This is a genomic window from Paenibacillus vietnamensis (assembly GCF_020169515.1).
GTDB lineage: Bacteria > Bacillota > Bacilli > Paenibacillales > Paenibacillaceae > Pristimantibacillus > Pristimantibacillus vietnamensis.
Genome location: NZ_JAHMHW010000029.1, coordinates 23,190 through 42,557, shown reverse-complemented (window position 1 = coordinate 42,557; position 19,368 = coordinate 23,190). Strand labels below are relative to the sequence as shown.

General features: G+C 55.0%; 12 protein-coding genes. All 12 read right to left on the bottom strand.

Annotation, left to right across the window (positions count from 1 at the left end; all coding sequences use genetic code 11):
• Window positions 1-6 precede the first annotated feature (6 nt).
• On the bottom strand, window positions 7-873 hold the full coding sequence (locus KP806_RS26785) for a carbohydrate ABC transporter permease (protein ID WP_224726810.1): 867 nt from the start codon (window positions 871-873) through the stop codon (window positions 7-9).
• Entirely contained in the window at window positions 870-3,146 is a 2,277-nt protein-coding gene (locus KP806_RS26780; protein ID WP_224726809.1) for a DUF5696 domain-containing protein, read from the bottom strand. The genes KP806_RS26785 and KP806_RS26780 overlap by 4 nt, the downstream gene beginning before the upstream one ends.
• Entirely contained in the window at window positions 3,143-5,287 is a 2,145-nt protein-coding gene (locus tag KP806_RS26775; RefSeq protein WP_224726808.1) for a YIP1 family protein, read from the bottom strand. Before KP806_RS26775 ends, KP806_RS26780 begins: the two co-directional genes overlap by 4 nt.
• A 19-nt stretch (window positions 5,288-5,306) precedes the next feature.
• Entirely contained in the window at window positions 5,307-6,203 is an 897-nt protein-coding gene (locus tag KP806_RS26770) for a carbohydrate ABC transporter permease (RefSeq protein WP_224726807.1), read from the bottom strand.
• Between the two features lie 2 nt (window positions 6,204-6,205).
• The gene (locus KP806_RS26765; RefSeq protein ID WP_224726819.1) at window positions 6,206-7,138 is read right to left on the bottom strand and encodes a carbohydrate ABC transporter permease; all 933 of its coding nucleotides are present in this window, start codon (window positions 7,136-7,138) and stop codon (window positions 6,206-6,208) included.
• Between the two features lie 37 nt (window positions 7,139-7,175).
• The gene (locus KP806_RS26760; protein WP_224726806.1) at window positions 7,176-10,154 is read right to left on the bottom strand and encodes an extracellular solute-binding protein; all 2,979 of its coding nucleotides are present in this window, start codon (window positions 10,152-10,154) and stop codon (window positions 7,176-7,178) included.
• A gap of 21 nt (window positions 10,155-10,175) precedes the next feature.
• The gene (locus KP806_RS26755; RefSeq protein ID WP_224726805.1) at window positions 10,176-11,300 is read right to left on the bottom strand and encodes an ABC transporter ATP-binding protein; all 1,125 of its coding nucleotides are present in this window, start codon (window positions 11,298-11,300) and stop codon (window positions 10,176-10,178) included.
• Between the two features lie 38 nt (window positions 11,301-11,338).
• Window positions 11,339-12,811 (bottom strand): DUF5605 domain-containing protein, encoded by a 1,473-nt coding sequence (locus tag KP806_RS26750; protein WP_224726804.1) that lies wholly within the window; start codon window positions 12,809-12,811, stop codon window positions 11,339-11,341.
• A 579-nt stretch (window positions 12,812-13,390) separates the two neighbouring features.
• Window positions 13,391-14,275 (bottom strand): AraC family transcriptional regulator, encoded by an 885-nt coding sequence (locus KP806_RS26745; protein ID WP_224726803.1) that lies wholly within the window; start codon window positions 14,273-14,275, stop codon window positions 13,391-13,393.
• Between the two features lie 227 nt (window positions 14,276-14,502).
• Window positions 14,503-15,591: a sialidase family protein gene (locus KP806_RS26740; RefSeq protein ID WP_224726802.1), complete on the bottom strand. Its 1,089-nt coding sequence runs from the start codon at window positions 15,589-15,591 to the stop codon at window positions 14,503-14,505.
• Between the two features lie 3 nt (window positions 15,592-15,594).
• On the bottom strand, window positions 15,595-17,751 hold the full coding sequence (locus KP806_RS26735) for an MGH1-like glycoside hydrolase domain-containing protein (RefSeq protein ID WP_224726801.1): 2,157 nt from the start codon (window positions 17,749-17,751) through the stop codon (window positions 15,595-15,597).
• A gap of 244 nt (window positions 17,752-17,995) precedes the next feature.
• On the bottom strand, window positions 17,996-19,354 hold the full coding sequence (locus KP806_RS26730) for an extracellular solute-binding protein (protein ID WP_224726800.1): 1,359 nt from the start codon (window positions 19,352-19,354) through the stop codon (window positions 17,996-17,998).
• Window positions 19,355-19,368 lie beyond the last annotated feature (14 nt).

Genomic DNA, 19,368 nt, shown 5'->3' with positions numbered 1-19,368 from the left:
CTCCTCCTACCTCGTTTGCGTCGTGACGCGGACCGCCCTGCCGAGCAGCAGCATCACCAGTCCCATGAACAGCAGTATGATCAGGAAGTAGACCCAGATCAATGCGCTCGTCGGTCCGTATTGCGTCGGATTGACGCTGGCAATGATCGGATTGCCCGGGAAGGTGAACAGATCCACGACCGTGTATATCGTATTCAGCAGCACGAACGGCATCATAGCCGGCAGCGTAATTTTCCAGAACATCTCCCATGGATTCGCGCCGTCAATGCGCGCCGCCTCGTAAACGGACGCCGAAATCGTCTGGCGGCCCGCAAGGAACAGCAGGATCTGCACGCCGGAATACCACAAAATAAGAACGAAAGAGTTCAGAACGCTGACGATCGGCGTGGACCAGGAAGCCGGCAAATATTGCGTAAGCGCCGTCGAAATCGAGAACTGCTCCAGAAACCCGAGCTGTCCTCTTCCCTGGCTCAAGAAACGTTCGATAACGTTGCCGGAGGAGAAGATGACCGGCAGGAAGAACACCGCTCTGAACAAGCCTCTTCCCAGAAATTTTTGGTTCAGCATGATGGAAATCATGAAAGAGAAAATGACGATGATCGGAATCATGAACAGAACCTGTCTCAGAAACGGCAGAAGCTGATCGTAGAAGACGCCGCCGTCCTGAAACAAAATGTTGTTGTAGTACTTGGTGCCGACATATTCGTGCAAAATGCCCGTCCCGGTAATGCGGACGTTATGAAAGCTCATATAGAGCGAGTATAGGAGAGGAAACGAGACGAACAGGAGAAATCCGATGATCCAAGGCAAAATGAGAAAGATGCCTTCGTATCGCTGCGACATTCTGTTTTTCATCCGAATCCAGCCGTTCATTGCGCCTCTCCCCCCTTCACCACTACAAAATCTTGCGCCGGAACCGTTGTTCCCAGGACCGTTACCTCGGTATCGTTGTAGTTCACGATAATCTTCTTTCCGCCCGAGAATACCGACTCCTTCACCTTCGGAGCGATCGTCCGGTTGCTCGTCATAAATTCGCCTTGGACATCTCCAAGCGCTTCGTTAAAGCGGTTGTACTCTTTCACGATCGCCTCTTCCCATTCGTCGTAATTCAAGCTGTACTGCCAGACGGTGTAAGCCCTCTTCATCTTCTCCGTCTTGGCATGCATCACGCCGAATGTCGGAGCCGCCCCGTATTCGATACTGCGCAGAAAATCCTTGCGGTACTCGTCTCTCGCATTGCCCCAGTTCATCGTATACGGCACAAGCCCGTGCAGCGACATCTGGGCGAAAGGCACCGCTTCGTCCAGGAACAGGTCGTACGAATAATCGCCCGCCATCTGCCTGATTGCGTCCGCGCCGCTCAGCGCGTAGGCGTTGCCGCCCGCCACCGTTACCGCGGCAAGCTTCGACCCCACGGTATCAAGCAATTCGCTCTGCAGCGCCGAAGCCTCCTCCCGGCTGCTGAGGGATCTGCGGTTGTAATCGCTGAACAGCATATTGCCGGTTCCCGAAAGCTGAAGGCCGTCAACGCCCAGCGATGCAAAGCCGTTCAGCGCATCCTTCATCTTGTTCAGCGACACCTTAGGGCTCACGATCGCAACCTCGTCATTCGACTGCAGGCGGGAGAACTTCATGACGGAGCCCGCCTGATCCTGCATCGCCTGCTTCTTCGGATCAAAATCGTCGCCGTCGGTGTTCAGCGTGTAATCGGTTTGCAATAGGACGGTGTCGCCCTTCGACTTCGCGTATTCGGCGAAGCTTCGCATGCCGTCATTGCCGCCAAGCCGCTTGTCGACCTTCGTGCCGAAGCCGATCCGGCTTGCGCCTCCGGTCTGCCAGCCCTGATAGGTGACGACCAGCCGCGGAACGCCCTGCGCATGCAGCCGGTCCACGATCGACTTCGCTTCGTCCGTCGTCGTTCCGGTAATAAATTTGTTGCGAAGGAAGCCCTTCTCCGAATCCCCGCCAATTAAGTCCAGATACAGCGGGAGCTCCGAACCGCCTGCTTCCAGCTGCTTCAGGCCTTTCTCCTTCATTAAATAATCGCGGTATTTCGCAGCCATGCCGGAATAATCGCTTGCCGATTCGGGCAGGACGTAATAACGCACTTTGCGGTCGCCGCCGAATTTGATTTTGCTGAACGTGAAAAAACCTGCGGCTTTGTCATACGTCGTTGGCTGAAAGTACTGAAGACGGTAATTATGCTCGACGGTAGCCCAGGCATACCGGCTGTAAACGCCTGAAGGCGCCGCATACATGTAACCGTACTCCTCCCCTTCGTCCGCAACGGCCAGGAAGGCGCTGCCCCCCGACTTGATCCCGTATACCGGCATCGTAATCGGCTTCCGGTTCGTATAGACCGAGTTGAACGCGCTGTCTATGCCGTAGATCGGTTCGCGGTACACGCTGCGGTCGTTCGAGATATTTTCCTTGATGTTGTAGATGGCCCCCGAGCCGTCCGGCAGAAGCAAATATCCGTCCTGTCCGCCCGGCTGTGCCGCGCCCAGAAACGGGTAAACCTTCAAATTAATCAGCGAAACCTTACCCTCGGCGAGCTCCGCGTCAATGACCTTGGTTTCCACGTAATCGTCCTTAAGCCGCACCTCGATCGGAACCGCCATCTGAACGGATGGAATCCCGAACGTAACGGCGAAGCCGTCTTCGAGCGGCTTCCAGCTCATAATGCCGCCTTTCATCGACAGCAGACTGCTTACCTTTACTTCCGTCTTCGAAGCGTTCTCGACCGTCTCCATCACGATTGGCGACAGGAGGTGGTTCCGCCAGGCGCCGGAAATCGTCTCCAGCTTCCAATCCTCCGGATCCGGGTACGAACGCAGCTCGTGCCCGTCCCGTTTGTCGCGGACTTTGAAATGTCCGGTGTTCTTATCCGCATAGAGGACGAGCGTCCCGCTTTCGGCCACCTGCTCGAAATCGGCTTCGTTAGGCAGCTCCCCGTTCGAGCTCACGGCCGGCTTCAGTCCTGCGGGAACGGCGGTCTGCTGTGCCTGCACCTGCTCCGCCTGTCCCTCATCGGGGCCTATGGAATGGGTCCACACATACAGAACGACCAGTATAACGGCCGCGGAAAGCGCCGCCCAAGGAAGCAGCCTGCGCAGCTTGGTGTAAGATTTGCTTGCTTCCGTCAACGCGCCGACACCTCCTGAACAATCGAATAAATAAAGCTGCGCAGCTCGGTGCTGAGACCGAACAAAATGAAGCACAGCACGCCGATAACAATCATCGTACCGGCCGTATACAGCAGGTTGATTACGGTTTCGCCCACCGAGTAATTTTGAAGCGACTGAACCTTCCAGACGAGCAGCAGGAAGATCCATACCATCATGCCCTGGTGAAGGAAATTGTAAATCGACGCTTCGCTAAGCGACATGCCGTTCGAGATTAGCGTGAGGGGCAGGCCGACTACGATAAACGGCGTAAGCGCATAGGCGCTGCCGACGAACACGTCCATGAAACGTCCCTCGCCCCGCAAAATGCTGCTGACCAAATAATTGGATACGACCCATCCGATCCACACCAGGAAAAACTGGAGAAAGACGGTCATTCCGCTGATCGGCTTGATCGCTTCCATATTAAAGGTAAAGCTCGTTTGCGTCCGGGACACCGCATAAGAGATATAAGCCAGCGCCAGGATAATGAATGCGCTCAAGTAGCTGCCCTTATTCTCGTAACGGAGCGCGGAGAAGCCGTCGATCGGATGGCGCAGCACGTACAGCGAATGCTTCAGCTGCCCCAGCAAGCGGGACCGTATCCGAAGCCGGATCGGCGGATTTTGCAGCGCCGGAAAACGTTTTGCCGCCATTTTATACGCGAGAAACACGACAACCGCCGCCAGAAAAACGTTCATAAAGAAACCGAATCGGTCCTGGAACCATTGCAGGCGGATTTTCCAGAAAGCGTTCGAGAACCCTTCCTGAATGCCCGCGTCCAGGAACAGCTTCTTCGCCTCCGCAAAATCCTTACTGGCGTAGGCGGACTGGGCAAGACCGATCATCGCGGGCGCATAATACGCGTTAAGATGAAGCACCTCGCGCCATAGCGGCTCGGCTTCCTTATACCTTCCGTCAACGGTAAGGTTGTTCGCCTTATAGACGAGCGCGCCGAACTCGGTCTGATGGTACGTCTGGATCAAATTCGCGTTATCGTCCAAAATGAACAGCTCGTTCTTCGAATTGATGTCGATGGCCGCCGGGCTCTTGACGATGCCGAGCTGCGTCGTGTTCGGGCTCGCATCGCCGGACCAAAAGAACAGCAGGTTGCCGAATGCATCATATTGGCTGACCATCTTGGAATCTCCGTCGATCACGGAGAAGTTGCCGCTCGCGTCGATAGCGATGTCCTTCAGATTCGCCTTCTGAGCGGCCGTGCGGAACCGGTACTCGCCGAACGTATTATTGCCCGGCCCCAGGTTGCTTCCGGCACCGAGGAAATGTTTGCCGGCATTGTTCAGCTTCTTCACCTGTTCGCTGTCCAGCTGCTCCCCGAAAGAAACCGTGTACGTAAACCCCCGATCGTCGATGTTCACGTTGTTGATAGCCGGAGGCAGCTTGCTGAGCTGCTTCTCGTACATTTCCTTCGAATAAAACATTCGCTTGATCGAGTCGAGGACCGTGAACGGAACCTTATTGGCTGCGAAGAAGCGGACAAAGCCGCCTTCGGGATCGAGCTGCAGCAGCCCGTTATAGCTTCCGAGCGATACAATGTACAAAAATCCGCGTTTATCGACCGCCACTTTGATCGGCTCGAAGCGGTAATCCTCCGGAATGAACCTCGATTCCGGAAGCTTGTACTCCTTCAGCAGCTTACCCTGCCGGTCGAGCATAACGACCCTGGCGTTGCCGGTATCGGCGACATAAAGATGGTTTTTCCCATCGACGAACAGGCCTTGCGGATTCGACAGCGGCGTTCCTTCGAGCGCCGGCAAAATCCGGTCGAATTCGCCGTTCGGGTGAAACAGGACAATCCGGTTGTTGCCCGAATCGGCGACATACATCCGGTCTTCGGAATCGATGAACAGATCGCGCGGCTGCGCGAGCGGCGACTGCACTTGCTTCGACGGATCGTTCGGATCAGCGATAAATATATCCCTGCCAAGCACCTGCTCCGGCGCGAAAGCGGCCTGCGTCCACACAAGTGAACCGGTTCCGGATTTGTAATTGGTTGAATAAGGATAATCGGCGGATACAACCGCCGGAAAAGCGACCCATACGAGGCACACGGCCAGCAAGCCCCGCAGGAGACGGATCATGTTTAATTGTGAAGGCTTCATAGCTTCTCCTCCCGCGGTTTCATTTGATGCCGGAATGGGCCATTGTTGCAATGACCTTGCTCTGGAATACGAGGAAAATAATCAGGTTCGGAATGAACATGAACAGCGCGGCGGCGGCGGCGGCCCCCTGCCTTGCCACGTTGTTCGCCATATTCGTTGTCAGAGTCGAGATAAAGAACGGAAAGGTCTTCATCTGCTCATCCTGCATGAATAGAGTCGACGTCTCGGTGTTGCCCCAGGCGGACTGGAACGAGATAATGCCGATTGTAGCGACCGCCGGCAAAATGACAGGGACGACGATCCGCAGGAACACCATAATCTCCCTCGCGCCGTCCAGCCGGGCCGATTCGAGCAGCTCGTTCGGAATCTGGTCGATGAACTGCTTCATTAAGAAGACGCCGACCGGTACGGCTACCATAGGCAAAATATGGCCCCAGTAAGTGTTCATGATGCCTAAATGGCTGACAACGAGATAACGCGGTATCGAAACGGTCTCCGGCGCAAATAGCAGCGTGAGCATAATGGTCGCAAATACGAGCTTATCTCCCGGAAACTTGTGCTTGGACAGCGGGTAGGCGCATAATGCGCTTACTCCCGTCACGGCAATGACGCTCAGCACGGCTACGGATAAGCTGTTGAAAATGTAGCGCGTAACCGGAACGACCGAGTCCGACGTCATTTGGAACAGCTCTACGAAGTTTTGAAACGACGGATTTCGTGCCCAAATCGTCGGCGGGTAAACGAACAATTCCTCATAGGGCTTAAACGCGTGATTGAAAATATAGACAAGCGGCAGAAGCATAAACGCGCTGAACAGAACGAGCAGGAAAACGACTACTTTCTCGAAACGGCTCATCCGGAACAGCTTGGACCGCCTCCTGAAACGGAAAGGCTTGCGGATTAGCGGCATTGCCATCTTTATTCATCCCCCTTTGAACCGAACAGTCCCCAGCAAAACTTATTGGATAAATACATGAGCAGCAGCAGGAACACGGACAAAGCGGATGCATAACCCAGCTCGAAGCGGATAAAGCCGTAATCGTCAATCTGGTTCATGATCAGATGGCCGGCATACTGCGGCGTAGGGTTCATGCCCGACAGCTCGGTGCCGATGCTGCCCGCCTTGAATGTGCCGACGATCGCCATGACCGCGCCGAACAGCATTTGAGGCTTCATGGACGGTACCGTAATGTACCAGATTTCCTCGAGCCTGGATTTGATGCCGTCCAGCCTTCCCGCTTCGTAAAGCTCGGGATTTACGTTCAAAATGCCCGCCATCATCGCCAGAAAGCCGATCCCCATGCTGGACCATAGCGTTACGACGATCATGGATGTCATCAGATGCTCCTTGCTTGTCACCCACAGCACAGGGTCGCTGATGAACCCCCACTCGAGCATGAAGCTGTTCAGGTAGCCGATCCTGTCGCCGCTGAGGAGCGGCAGCCAGACGATTGTCATGGCGACCCCTCCCATCAGCGACGGGGAATACATAGCGAGCGCAAACCATTTGCGCGAGCGCCCGGGAAGGATGGTGATCAGCCATGCCAGCAGGAAGGAGGCGACGTAGCCGCAAGGTCCCGCAATGACCGCAAATTTGAACGTATTAGGCAGCGCATATTGCAGAAACAGCAAATCCTCCGAAATCATATAGCGGAAATTGGACCAGCTGATAAAACGCGGCGGCTCAAGCGAGTTATAGGACATAAAGCTGAGCGCGAACGCACAAACGACCGGAATCATAATAAACACTATGAAACAGAGCATAAAAGGCGCGATGAACAGATATGACAACCGGGACCGCCACATTTCCCTCAGCAGCTCGGACGCCTTTCCCCTCGTGCGGACGGCCATGCCGGAATGGGCGTCGTTATTTTTTAAAATTTGCGCACTACTTTCGGACATACGGGTTCACCCCTTCCCATGGCTTGTTGACTTCAGGCAGCTCAAGCGGCCGGAGGACTTTGCCCCCGCTGTCGATAATGCCGAACTCTTGCATTTTCCTTTGCATCTCCCTTTCGATCTCCCCGATCGACGTTTCAAGCGAGCTGCGGTAATTGATTCCGTCGACGACGCTCCGGTTCCAGGCGTTTTGCAGCTCCCTCTCCAGGAAATAGCTGCCCGGAACGTTCGGAATTTCCTTGTACCAGCGCCATTGCTCGAGAATCGCGTTCAAATCCTCCTGCTTCCACGGCAGATGGACGAACGCTTCGATATTCGAGGTGTTCCAGCGGAAGGACAGGCCGTTAATCGTCTCCAGATCGGAGCCGTATCTCTCCTGTACCTCTGCGGAGGTCCACCATTTGAGAAACTCCCAGCTTTGCTCGGCTTTTTTCGTCTTCTTGAAGATAACGGACGATTGCAGATTGCCGCCCATCCATCGGGCCGTTTCCCCGTCGCTTTGCTTGACACCCGGAATCGGCGCGATGCCCCAGTACCCGTTCAGCTCGGGAGCCGCCACCGCCAGCTGGATGTACATGCTGAAGTCCGCGATGCCGATCGGCACGGTGCCGCTTCTGAACGACTGATAGAAGCTTGCCAGCTGCTGGTCTACGGCGTAGACGTTGTACAAATCGGTCCATTCCTTGAAGGATTTATAGCCCGCTTCCGTGCCCAAAGCCGTCTGCAGCCCGTTCTTTGTGAAATAATCGGCCCCGTTCTGAAAGAAAAACGGCATATGCTGAACCGGAGCCATGTTAAGATTGTTCTGCTGCAAGGTCGGAAGCATGTTGTACACGTCTTCCCAGGTGTCCGGCACCTCGAGGCCAAGCTCTTTCAATATATCTTTCCGGTAATAGAGCATGGAGAAGCTTTGCGTCTCCGGCAATGCATAGTATCCCTTGTTATAGTAGAACGGGGTCCAGGTGCCCGGCGCGAAACGCTTGTACATCGTATCGAAATCCGGGAACTTCGTCAGATCGTATAACCCGTTGCGGATCGCATAATCGAACGGCAGCGTCTGCGGAAGCCCGAGCGCGACGTCCGGCGCAATATCGGCCGCGTTCATCAGCACAAGCAAATTCGTATCCGGAAGCAGATTCACCTTAACCTTTATTCCCGTCGTCGGCGTAAACTGCTCGTCTACCAGCTGCTGCAGAAGATTAATATAATCGCGTCCGCGAAGCACCCAGACGTTGAGCACATCGTCATCCATGCCGCTAAGCCCCTCCTTCGACTGGAAGGAATAGAAGAAGTTGACGAACGCTCCTTTCATCTTCTTGAAGAAGCCCGCTTCCATCTGCGGAAACTTCTCGTTCTCCGGCACAATAAAAATGCGGTCGAGCCCAAGCGGCTGGCTTTTCAGCTGCTGCAGCAGTTCGGCCACCTTGCCCTGCATCGTGACAAAACGGGAGGTTTTGTACGGAATCTGGTTCGGATCGGCCAGCATCGAGCGGATATCCTTGATCAGAGTAAAAAGGCCTTGCGTTACGGCATCCTTTCTGCCGTTGACCTCGACCAGCTGCTGCTGAACAGCGTCCAGCTTATCGGCAATCGCGCCGAGATCATCCGTAAACCCGGGCAGCTCCTTGTCAATTTTCCAGGTTCTGTTCGTGTCGCTCGAACCGCCGGTCAACGCCTTCAGATCTTCCGACAGCAGCATCAGCTCGTCTACCGTTTTCTCCAGCTCGGAGATCATCGGCTTGACGGGAGACTGGGTTGCTCTCATCGTGATCGTGTTGCTTCCTTTTTCCAGATAGAACAAGTACGGCTGCTGCTGCTCGTCCTCGAGCTGAACGCCCTGCCAGCCGGACCCGTACGGGAACTGGTAGGCCTTCATTTCGGCGAATGGAATTTTGCCGTTAATCATGACGGTCCGAAAGGACGAACGGTTGGAGGAGTAATTTTGCTTGACCCTCATCCCGATTTTGTAATATCCGCTTTCCTTTACGTCAAAGGTCCAGCTGATTTCGCCGTTGCCGGAGGACCAGCGTGAGCCGTCGATCGTGTTATACGTAATATTCCCGCGTTTATATGGCGTGCTGTAAATCTCGTTGTCATAGCGAAGCGAGATGGAAGAGACGCTTTTCCAATCGGCCTGCTCGGCTTCGATGACGATCGGCTCGCCGCTTCCGCTGCCGCCGCCGGCATTCGTCTGCTTTGCCGTCTCGTAACCCGGAACTTGCTCCGGAGCCGACAGCTCGATAGTGTCCAGTGCAAACGGCTCGTTGCTGGTGAAGCGGAGCGTATGCTTCCCGGGAGTCAAATACCATTGCAGCGGATCGACATAAGCGCCGCCCGAATCGCGAAGCGAGGTCGTGATCCATCCGCTGATATCCTCCGCCATCGGACGGATCTGGTCGCCGTTCGAATCGAGAGTCGCCGGGAACGGATCCTTCCAGCGGCGGTCCAGCGTGACGGATCTCGCTTCAAGAAATTCGTTTCGCCCGTCGACCGAGACGTTCAGCAGAATCGGTCTGCGCCGGTTATCGTCCGTGACGGGACGGTAAGACAGATCGATCTTGTACAGCCCGGCCTTCTCAACGGAAAAATCGTATTCGATCCATTCCTCGTTTCCCAGGCGCCAATCGAGCACTCCCGACCGGCCGTCTACCGTACCGGACCCGGCATGGGCGCCTTCGGACGCCCTCGTAAAGCCGGCAGCGGACAAGCTGACCTTTCCGTCGTGTTCGTCCGGCGCACCCGCTTTCTTCCATTCCGCCAGCTTGTCCAGAAAATAAGGATCGCCCGTCTCATCCGCGGCTTCCGCCTGCGGCTCCCCCGCCGAAGCATCGGCAGGAGCGTTCTCTGCGGTGTCCGGCGACTGTGCCGCACCCGCGTTCCCCGCCGCTCCCGCAGCGGCCGGCAGAAGCAGTGCGAAGATCAACAAAGGTACGATTATTGTACGCCATCTCTTAAGCGCCCCTAACATCTATCTCTCCCCTTTGCTCCATCATTCGTACATCAAGCTTTCCGTCGTATCTTTATCGAAGTAAAGCGCTTTCGACATGTCCAGCGCAACGGTTATCCGCTCATCCTCACTCCGGTCAAAGCCCGAGAGGGTCCGGACGACAAATGGCTTATCCGTTCCGATATCGACATACAGATACATATCCGCACCCATCAGCTCGGCCACCTTGAGCGTGCCTGTTATTTGGCTTTTCGGGTGACGGTCCGTCATTTCCGGCTCTACATGCGCAAATTCGGATCGAATGCCGAGCACGACTCTCCGGTTCACCTTGCCGTGCTTCCGCAGCAGCTCTGCATGCGCGTCCGGGATTTCAAGGTAGCTCCGCTGCGTCTGCAGCTGCAGCCTGCCGCCGTCCGACTCCACGATCTTCCCTTCGATAAAGTTAATCGGCGGCGTCCCGATAAAGCTCGCCACAAACATATTCCTCGGGTTGCTGTAAATGACCCGCGGACTATCGACCTGCTGGATGACGCCGTCCTTCATGACGACGATCCGGTTGCCCATCGTCATCGCTTCCACCTGATCGTGCGTTACATAAACCGTCGTCACTCCCAGCTGTTTATGAAGCCGGATAATTTCCGTACGCATCTGGACTCTTAGCTTGGCATCGAGGTTCGACAACGGCTCGTCCATCAAGAACACGCTCGGCTTCCGGACGATCGCCCGGCCGAGCGCGACGCGCTGGCGCTGACCGCCCGACAATTGTCTGGGCTTCCGGTCCAAATACTGTTCGATCTCCAGAATGCGGGACGTCCCTTTGACCGACATGTCGATCTCATGCTTCGGCTCCTTGCGAAGGCGCAGGCCGAACGCAATATTTTCGTAGATGTTCATATTCGGGTACAACGCGTAGTTCTGGAAAACCATGGCGATATCCCTGTCCTTCGGCGGCAAATCGTTCACCAGCTTGTCCCCGATGTACAGCTCGCCCGAAGTAATATCCTCCAGCCCGGCGATCATGCGCAGCGTCGTCGATTTGCCGCAGCCCGACCCTCCGACCATAACGAGAAACTCGCCGTCCTCGATCTCCAGGTTAAAATCCTTAACGGCGTACTGCTTGTCTTTGCCATAACGTTTCTCAACATTTTTTAGTACAATGCGCCCCATGGCGGCACCTCCAATTAGGTGATAAAGCCGGTCAGCCTTTATTGCATGCTGCGCCGAATTCGCAGCGCCATATACGGTCTTCCCGGAAGGCTGATCTCGCAGGTGCCGGAGAAGGTCCCTTCAACCGGCTCGATCGTCATGTTCCAGGTATCAATGATTTCGGCGGTATACACGGCGTCCTCCGGCAGCTGAACGGGCCTGACGGCAGGCCGGTGAATGCCGAAGTACAGCAAGTAATATTCTCCCTCTACGCCGATTGCCGGCACGTCCTTGATCGTGTCGATGACGGCCGGCTGCTGAGGCGCTTCCTCAACCATCCGGCGCAAAAATCCGATACGCTCGGGACTCGTACCGTGCAGCTCGCCTCCATGCGACCACCAGAGAATATCCTCGGGATGCAAGTAAGTTTCGCCGTGCCCGACATATGCGCCCCGGACCGTTCCTTCCCAGAACCGGTGCGTCATCTCTTCTCCGGTAATGTTGCCCCACCGGCGGGGGATATCACCTTCGTAGCAGCACTCGTCAACGACGACAGGCTTCCCGTATTCCCGGCGGACCGAGTCGACTGCGGTGAGATCCCAGTGCTGCAGGCTCACATGATCCACCCACGGCTTTGCATGGTCGTACAGATCGAGCGACGACGGGTCGTACATCTTCGTTCCGTTGTGTATGGAGCGAAGATGCTGGTAAGGATCGTTTTCCTGTACGATTTGGAACAGCCGGTCCCAGTCTTCCTTCCGCTTCTCGCGCATAAAATCGTACTCGTTAGCCAGCGACCACCATACATTGCGATAAGCGGACAAACGAGCGATCACATAACGCAGATAAAACTCGTCCCGGTCCGCACTCATGCCGTCAAAGCCCCAATGCCCCTTGTCGTAGGGATGGAACAAAATGACATCCGCTTCAATTCCGAGCTCCGCGAGCTGCCCGATCCGCTTCTCCAGCCTCCGGAAAAAGCGCGGATCGAACCGCTCAAGGTCGAAGCCGGACTCCTTCGAGCCCGGAAACGGAAACAGCTCCGGTTCGGCGGCGTTGAAGGCGTACCTTTTCGGAAATACGCACATGCGGATTTTATTAAAAGGAGATTGGCGCAGCGATTCGAGCGTCCGGGCCTGCAGCTCCTCGTCCTGATGAATCCAGGCGTAGCAGGTCGTTCCGAACGGGATATAGGGCGATCCGTCCGCGTATTCGAAATGGTCCCGTGAGCAGACGCGGACCGGTCCGCGATTGCCCGCTCCGGCGTCCGTGCATTCGAATTCGCCGGTTAAGGCATCAAGCGACGGGTCGCTGCTGCTGGTCGAGAATGTCCACCTTCCGACGGTATCCGGCATAAACCGGACTTTATAGACGCCGTCCCCGTCGTAAAAGCCGTTCACCTTGACCGTCCGGCTTCCGTTCCGGAATACGGCCTCCAGCCGTACGCCGCTAAACGGATTCTCATGCGTTTCACCGATTGTGACAGCGGTTTCAAACACGCCCCAGCGTTCTACTTTCTTCTGACTAATCAAGCCTCGCCACTCCTTCCGCGTGATCGGCAAACCCGCAAACGGGTCTGCCCGTAGCGAATTTTTCTCATTATACAATGCCGTTCTACCCCCCATATAGGTGATTAAGACCGTTTCTATAGGGTGATACAAGCTGAGGGGGTAGCCCCGCACAGACGAGCTCGAAAGCTCGGAGAATAGCACGCAGCCGGCCGGCCGATTGGCCACTAAAGTCAGCTAATTGAGTAGTCGGCCGTTGGGTCGATTGGCGCCTAAGTCAGCTAATGGACAAAACCGCCGCTTAGAGGGACTAATTAGTGCGAGCAGTCGGCCTTTTCTGGCCGATTATCGCCTAAGGTCAGCTAATGGACATATCCGTCGCCTAGAGGGTCTAATCAGTGTGAGTAGTCGGCTAACGGTCAGGAGCGGTGCTTAGAACTGCTTGATGCAAAGTTTCCTTCGGAATACTTGCTCTAATCTACTATCGTGACCTTTAGAATGGACAAATGGCATGATTAGCTGTATAAGCGTCATTTTTGTCCATTAGAATAAGGCCTCCACAAAAAAAGAAGCGCCGCTCCCCCAGGGAAATGCGCTTCTTGGTTACATGGAGGCAAGTTTATAATCCATGTCCGGCGAGTTTCGCCGGTACTCTCTCGGCGTGACGCCGGTCTTCTTGCGAAACAGCTCGTGGAAAAACTTCATATCCTGATAACCGACTTGATTGGCCGCCTCCTGAATCGTCATTTCGGTCGATTTGAGCAGCTCGCAGCAGCGCTGAATCCGGAAATTTTGCAAATAGGTCATGAACGTAACGCCCGTCGTTTTCTTGAACAGCCGTTGAAAATGGCTCGGGCTCATGAACGACCGCTCCGACACCTGCTGAACCGTCAGATTCGCAGCATAGTGATCGTTAATATATTGGATAGCGTCATCCATCTTGTTCGTCGGAGTAGAGACAAGGCTGCCGTCGCATTCATAGCGCTGCAGCATGGCCAGAACCTGGATCAGCTGCCCCATCATCAAAAACTCATACTGGGCTTCCTTCTTCAAAAATTCCCTGTACATCCCTTGCATAACGGTCAGAAACTTGTCGAACTTGTCCTGGAATTGAAGCCATTTGACCGCGGACGGCTGCGAGCCGTAAAAAAGGCTGTGCAGGATAGACGGCTCGCGGACGACGGATCTCAATTGCTCCAGCATGCTGGTCCGAAAAATGCAGTTGTAAATGACAAGCGGATTGTCCTGGGAAGTCGGCCGGAACACATGCGACGTGCCGATTGGAATAACGAACAGATCGCCTCGTTTGATCGGGATCATCTGATCCTCGACATAGTGATACCCGTTGCCTTCCTCCACATAGCTGATTTCAATAAAATCATGAGTATGCTGCGATAGACTAAACGATTCTACTTCGCGATTGATAAAGATATCAAAGTCAGGGTTGAAAAATCGGTCCCCGTTCAATTTAATGACACGCCAATTCATACCATCACCCCGGTCGAGTGTGTAAGTAACTTCATGGACACTTCAGTACCGTACATCGTAACAAAATTTTACCAATAAAGCGATTACAAAGTGACATAAGCGTAAACGGCTTTCGCTGCGCACGAACCGTTAGCTGCACCTTTGCGCAGCCCGGTTCTGTGCCGTCCTGAGGCGGCTATAGCTTACGTTTCGCGGTAAGATATAGGCGTCAGTATAGGAGTGTCCGCTCAGCTCGGCGTTCTTCCGTCCTGCTTCACCCAATCCTCGGTAAAACGCACGTATTTGATCGCCTTCCGCAGATACGAATATGCGGCGTGAATGCTGCCGTCAGCCGTTCCCATAATGCACGGATAAGAATAGCCGGTCGGCTTCTCCCGGTGCTCGAGATCCGATATTTGAATGTTTTTGACATAGGGCCAGGTTTTTCCGCCGTCCTCCGAAATAGCGACGGTCAGCGGCGTCCGCAGCGGCTTCTTGCGCAACTCGCCGTTCCTCTCGATCCAGCGGTACTGGTCTCTCTCCATCGTGGAATCGTTGAAGATGAGCGCCAGATGTCCGCTCGCCAGCTTCGCCATTTGAATGGAGGAGTTGTTGTTCGGCAAGGTCATCTTGGCCGGCTCGCTCCACGTTTTCCCAAAATCGGCGGAGACGCTGCTGTAAATACGGTCGGCATTGCGGCTCCGGAAGACGGCAAACAACGTGCGGTCGTCAAGCTCCACGACGCTCATCTGAACCCGGTGCAAACTGCCCTGCACCTCGTATTCCGTCCACGTCTTTCCTTCGTCGGCCGAAAGCAGCACGACGCTGTAATGACCGCCCGGCTTGCAGTAGTAGCACGGCAGCAGCCATTCTCCGTTGCTCATCTCGAGAATCGGCTGGCGAAGGAACATTCCGGGTCCCTCATGCAGAACAAAAGGCTCCCCCCATGTGTATCCGCGGTCCTCCGAGATCCGTCCGACCACTTTGGAGGTCTGCTGATCATGCGGCTCATTGGACGTATGCAGCAGCCATACTTTGCCGTCCGGCGCCTGGAAGACGAGCGGGTTTTGCTCCGAGCGCTCCGGGTCTGCCGCTACCTCGAGGGGCTCCTCCCACCGGTCGCCGCCTGCCGGAAGCCTTGACAGCAGCACATTCGTATCCGGATTGCCCTCGCCGCTTCCGGAGAACCAGACACAGAGCATATCCCCGTTGTCGAGCTCCAGCAAATTCGCCGAATGGCTGTCCGGCTCGTACATGATTGGCAGCAGCGCTTCCGTCAGCTGCGGATCCTGCTCCGATTGATTTAATATTCCGTTATATCTTTCTGTTAATTGCATCGTTTACACACCTTCCAGTCTTTCTTCCCTTAATTCAAGCGGCACGGTTCCGGCTGCCAGAGTATTCGAGGCAAAGGCCAGTTTTCCGTTCAGATACAGACGGTAACCCTCTTCGATTCCGTCCGGATACCTGCCAAGGCCCGGCTTGCCGTAGGTCATTCGTATTTCTTGTCCAGCCGCTTTCACACGGCCAAGTTCAAAATAATCGAGCCCGATATCGAGCGGATCGAGACGGATACAGTCGGCATCGACGGAAAGCCCCGCCACATGGCTGACGATCAGATCGATATAATACGAGTGGTTGTATTCCTGCTCGTCGCTCAGCGGCTCACCCGATCCGCTGTTGTAATGCTCTACCAGTCCCGGCCGGTTCAAATCCCGGTTCTGGAAATGGAGGAACGAATATTCCCGCAGGCCGCGCGCAAACGCTTCATTATAAGCATATCCGTTCCGCTTGCTTTCGCGGGCGAGCGCATCGAGCGTAATCGAGTTCGTGTACGGCCATGTAGGGCCGTTCCACATGCAGCCGTGGCGTCCTTTTATAAAATGGCCGAACCAGCCGCCTTCCCTCGCATAAGCGACGCTGTCGGCCGACACCGTCGGATACGTGCAGCCTGTGGCGAATTCGTCCGGACTCAGCAAATGAGCAATCAGGCCGTTATGCGTTTCGTCGAGCATATCCGCCCATGCCGGGTAGAAGCCGACGATATTTTTGACAAGCGCCTTCTCGTCCGTCTGATAATGCAGATCATAGAAAAATGCCGTTTCTTCGTCCCACATCTTCTCCAGCACATCGCGTCTGATCCTCTCCGCAAGCTGCAGGTATTGATCCGCTTCCGGATCGCCTGTCATCTCGCACAAGCGGGCTACGCCAAGAGCGTTCAAATAATGGTAGACGGTTCTGTCCACCCGCTTCACATGCGTATACGTTTCCGGATCCTTCGGATTGCGGGGATAGTTGTGGAAATACCAATAGCTCGGCTGGTACTCCTTGCCCGTCCGGGTATGCCGGTATTCCGTCATTAGGCCGTCCTGTTCGTTGCCGTACACTTCCTGCCAGCTCGAAAGCTGGGCTTTCAAGCCTGGAAGCGCCTCCACAATTGCGTCTTCGTTACGGTGAACGAGGAACAGCCGGTAAGCCGCCCAACCGATATAGTTGGCGAACGAGTGCATCCGTTCATCCGCCGTCAGGCAGACGTACATGCCGTTATCCGCCGGCGATTCCTGCATATTCCGCAGCGCTCCCATGCTGGGCCCGGAATTGTGATGCCACCTTGCATCCGTCAAATGGAGCGGCACGGACAAGTTGATCAGCTTGCTGAATTCCCAGCCGCCCTTGGAAAACGGGCGTTTGCTCTTCTTATGGGAACGACCTTCGTAGAACAGCGGATGCTGCAGCAAGCCGTAACGCGGATCGGCCATGTTGTGGCGGAGCAGGAACCATCTGTACGACCACGTTTTGTTCAGCACCGGATCGCTGCTCTTGAACTGCGGCGCTCCGTCGAACCATTTCTGATACTCCGCCTGCTGCCCGGATGCGATATCTTCAAGGCTTGCAGGCTTGCCGATGAATCCGGATGCCCGGCTCATCAGCACTTCAGCGCTGTCCAGCGACCGGATTCCGAGCGCGGCAGCGACGACAAACGTCTTCTTCTCTCCCGGCTGCAGCCTCAGGCCGCCATTCCACAAGGAGGGTTCGCTCGCCGCAAGGCACGCGTCGATGTCATAGCTGTAAAACGGAATATCGAAGCCGCCCTGCATGCCTTCCTCGCCATAAGCCTGAAAGCCGGACGGTGCGGCCGCTTGCAGCAGCAGTTCGCCGTCAGACCGGTTCGTCCAAGTCTGGCAGGAAACGGCGCAGTCCTCCCAAGTTATAAATTTCGACTCTTCGAATCCGATCCGGTCGTCGGTGTAGGAAAGCCTCAGCTGGCTTGGATACCATTCGGCCGATGCGGTTTCCATGTTGTAAGCTTGACCGTTAACCGTAATGGCGAACAGAAGCGGAATATTTACTTTATGAATAAAGTCGAACCGGCCGACAAAGCCCGGTGCGGCCTGCACGTAATCGGCCCATAAACGCGCGCCCGTAGGACCGAGCAGAAGACCTCCCGGGACGGTGCTCAGCACTTTCCTTCCCGCCTTTAGCTCCTTGTCGATCATGCTGCAACTGCCTCCTGTCTTTTCGTTTCTTAGTTACCAGTATATCGGCCAAGCTTTTGTTGTTCTGCGGGGTTATCGGGAAAATTTATAGGGCAATTCAACTCGCTTTCCGAATTCCAGCCATTCCTCCGGATTCTTTCCCCCCTATGCTTGATAACCGATCCGCCCGGCACGCGCAAAAAAAGGGGATGGCTGCCCATCCCCCCTTGCTTAGCGCCCCCGAACAGCGGAGTCAGCCGATTAATTATTTTTGCGCCAATTGCTCCTGAATCAGCTTATTCGCATTTTCTTCCGCTTGCCGCAGCGCCGTATTGACGTCGAGGTTGCCCATTGCGATTTGCTTGACGGCTTCCTGGTCGAACGCATTTTCGATAACAAGCTCGTCGTACTGCGTAAGGACGCGGGAAGGAGCCGGCTTGCCGTAGTAAAGCGCGGCGATGTTCTTTTCGCTGGCGAACGGATAGTCGGCGAATGCCGCATCCCGTACCGATTGAGTCTTAAGAGGCGTAATCATGCCCTTCTTGGACATAATCGTCTGATACTCTTCCGAGATCAGATATTTCATCACTTGCATGGATGCGTCCTGATTTTTCGAGAGCGCCGAAATGCCCACATAAGTCGCATACGGCTGCGTGTTCACCCCAGGCATATCCGCGAAAGATGGAACGGCTGCAATATCCCAATCCATTGCAAGATTTTTTTCGGCATCCTGCATCCAGCCAGACGTATAAACATACATACCGATTACGAAATCCCTGTTAAAGTCCACGTGCGCGAACCAATCGTCCGTTGCGCGCTTCTGTACTCCCGGATCCCGGGTGAAGTTGTAGAAAATCTTTTCGAAGATGAATTTCCATTGGTCGTTGTTGACGGTTGCCTTATTCGTCTCCGGATCGACAAAGCCGGCCGAATTTTGAGCTACGCGGAGATAATGCTTCGGCGACATCCACAGGCCGATATATTGCTTGCCGCCCTCATTGCGGGTAATTTTTTTGGACAACTCCAGCGCTTCGTCCCAAGTTATGCCGTCCTTAGGATACTCCACGCCGAAGCGGTCGAAGATGCCCTTGTTGTAATACATAACGAATTTATTGTCGCTGACCGGAAGCAGATTCACCTTTCCGTCGATCGTGACCGGATCCAGATAAGCCTGCTCGATGGTGCCGGTATCGACGTCGTGCTTTTTGAGCAGCGGACCGAGGTCCATCGCCATGTTGGCCGGTACGTAGTCTTCCCTTAATTCGCCTGCCGACGACAGGAACATATCGATCTCCGTGCCGGATGCGATAACTTGCTCCAGCTTCCGATCGTCCGTCTGGTTAATATAAGTGATATTGATATTCGGGAATTTTTGTTTAATATATTGGCCGTAACGTTCCTCGAACTGCTCGGGGCTCGTCAAGCCAAACCAGGTCAGATCGGCTTTCACATCCGCCGGATTGGCTGCGACGCCGTCAGAGCCTGAGTTATCAGGCGCCTCCGAGCCGGAAGGCGTATTGCCCTGCGTGTTCTCCGCATTGCCGCCGGAATTGCCGGAGCATGCCGCCAGAACGGTTATAAGCATTACCAAGGAAAGCATCATTGAGACCATTTTCCGTACCATAATCAACATTTCCT